The 2,806-nt window shown below is 49.8% G+C and carries 2 protein-coding genes; one reads left to right on the top strand and one right to left on the bottom strand.

What is annotated here, in order from left to right; translation table 11 throughout:
• Positions 1 to 2,643, top strand: a 2,643-nt coding sequence (locus QUB10_RS33985; RefSeq protein ID WP_333207520.1) for a DUF5906 domain-containing protein, incomplete at its 5' end; no start/stop codon positions are given.
• On the opposite strand, the gene QUB10_RS33980 is transcribed toward QUB10_RS33985, so the two are convergent.
• A partial coding sequence (locus QUB10_RS33980) for a hypothetical protein (RefSeq protein ID WP_333207519.1) occupies positions 2,599 to 2,806 on the bottom strand: 208 nt, incomplete at its 5' end. The two genes, QUB10_RS33985 and QUB10_RS33980, sit on opposite strands and share 45 nt — an antisense overlap.

Genomic DNA, 2,806 nt, shown 5'->3' with positions numbered 1-2,806 from the left:
GTCATTTGGGAACAGCGGAAACTCGGCCGCCAGTTGCTTAAGTTTGGTGTCCCCGTTCGCAGCATTACTGCACAATGGGAACCTGGCACTGAAGGAGAAACCAAAGGTATGGATGATTTTATCCAGAGAAAAGGAATAGAAGAGTTCAGGCGGATGCTTATGAAGTCAGTCAGCTTTCAGGAATGGGAGAGCAATCTTGATGGGAGCGAGGATTCATCGCCTAAGAAGAAAATTTCTTTACCCCAAGAATTGGGAGCCGAACTTGCCGAGGAGTTGCGCGACAAACTCTGCTACTCTGACGAACACAAATCTTGGATGAAGTACGAACTTCGGCATAAAGGAGTTTGGGCGGCGGTGAACGACGATTATGTCCTCAGCGCCATAGATACCATGTGCCAGACGCGGGGGTTGCAACCCAACAACGCCTACTGCGCCAACGTTCTAGGGTCGCTCAAAAGGAAATTATTCGAGCTCGATTGGTTAGAGCGACCATCAAACGAACTATTGCCCTTTGAAGATGGGGTGCTTTCCATTGAAAGCAACACTTGGCAAGAACACGCCCCCGGATTCCGACTAACTTGGTCGCTACCGCGCAGCTACAAAGGAAGCGCTGTTAATACTGGATGGGCAAAAATCAACGATTGGATGAATCAGGCCACCGATGGCAATCGGAACAAGAAAGACATTCTGATTGCCTTCATCGCCGCCAGCTTGCGCGGTATGGCGCATTTGCACAAATTCCTAATGCTGACTGGCCCCGGTGGAACTGGGAAAGGGCTTTACTCCCGACTGACCACAATGGTGGTTGGAGAGCGAAACACTTGGATTGGAAACTTGGAAGATTTAACCAAGGCAGATAAAGTCGCGGATTTACAGACAAAGCGGCTAGCGGTTTTTGACGACCAAGAAAAGTACACAGGCAATTTATCAAACTTCAGGTCACTGACGGGCGGGGGTAAAATCAGCGGTCGCCAATTGTACAAATCGGCTGTTGACTTCCGTTTTTCTGGTCTGGCACTAATTACTTCAAATCAGCCGTGTTTCCCTGCCAGCGGACTTTCCTGGTTGAAGCGGCGAATAATTCAAGAAGGATTCGAGTACACCCCCATTAAGCGAAACCCCCACCTCGAACGAGAATTAGAGCCGGAATTAAGCGCATTTACCCAATATTTGTTATCAATTCCTGTTACCGAAATTGAGCGCATTTTGGCTCAAGAAGAAAGCGGAATTAATGGCACTTTTTGGGCTGACCGGGTGCGGGCCGACCCGATGGCGTCATGGGTCAACGATTGCATTATTCACGATACCGAGGCCCAGACGGCAATCGGAGCCGATAAAGATGAATGGAAAGATGCGGATTATGTCGCGGCTAAATCAACTTTGTTTGGCTCCTATAACAATTACTGTCGTCGAGCCGGGTACAGCGCCAAAGGTAAAAACAATTTCTCAGCAGATTTGGTGGAACTCTGCCGAGAAGTCCTCGAATGGAAAGATGTCACAAAGCAGCGGTCGGCCGCTGGCATGGCAATCAAAGGGTTGAGATTGCGGACAGATACCGACCAAGACATTTCGACTGTAGAAGATTTGTTGAGTCAATCCAAAAATGTAGATATAGGTCTACAGGGTGCAGACCGGAATGTAGACCTACAACCCTTACCCGACAAGGCTTGTGTAGACTATGTAGACTTAAACTCAAAACTTGCAAAAAAGAATGAAATTACTTCTGCTGATTCAAGTCTCGAAACTGATGGCGGCACAACATCAACTTCTGCTGACTCAAGTCTCGAAACTGATAGTGGCATAACTTCAACTTCTGCTGACTCAAGTCTCGAAACTGATAGCGGCACAACATCAACTTCTGCTGACTCAAGTCTCGAAACTGATAGCGGCACAACATCAACTTCTGCTGACTCAAGTCTCGAAACTGATAGCGGTACAACATCAACCTCTCCCGCCCAAGTGAATACTGATGCTGAGGTTGTGGAAGTCTTACCCTCACCCAAAGTCTACACGGTAGACACGAGCCATACAGAGCAAGACATTCAGCCTACACCAAGCCTACATTCAGGTCAGCATTCAGGTCAGCATTCAGAATTGAACGAAGACGAACTCGACTTGCTGCAAATGATTCGATTGGCGCTGGCAGAGCCTGACCCCGAATCGGCACGGCAAGCGGCCGCCGACATTCTGCCAGTGCTCAAAAAAGTCTGTGGCAAGGGAACTGCAAACCGAGAGAAGATTTGGGCGGCGCTGACCGAAGAAGAGCGGAGCGAGTTCACCTCTTTAGCCAAAAATTCAGTGCGCCCGACAATCTCTGAGCGGTCGCCGAAGCCGAGCGCACTGGGCGACAATCCCTCTGAACCGGAACCGGAGCAACTAGCGCCCGAACCCGCACTAGCAGAGGAATTAGCGGAACCGGAACTCGCACAAATCGCGCCAGAGGATGCCGAAAAGATACGAGATATTGCCCTGATTTGGTGGCCCGAATATTACCCCGAACAGCTCCAAACCCTGATTGCCCAGATGTACGGATGGAATGCACCGGGGACTCGCTACGAGGCTGCCACAATCACCGCTTGGCTCGAAGGGGAGGATGCTTTAGTGAGGGAGCGGATAGGTGAGCTGATGCAGCAGTGGCGTTAGAGCCTTTTGGCTTAGTTCTGACAGAGTAGAAAAAGCCCCCCTTACCTTTTGATGCGGTTTGTGGGGTTTGGCTAGCCTATCAGACGTAAATTCTGCACACTCAAACCCATTTTCCGCACCCTCCACTGTCACAATCGGTTTTGGCGGAATTTTGTGAACCCAA

Origin of the sequence: Microcoleus sp. B5-D4, from assembly GCF_036705145.1 — a bacterium.
GTDB lineage: Bacteria > Cyanobacteriota > Cyanobacteriia > Cyanobacteriales > Microcoleaceae > Microcoleus.
Note: the sequence above shows the minus strand (reverse complement) of the source record. Positions and strands in the feature narration are given on the sequence as shown.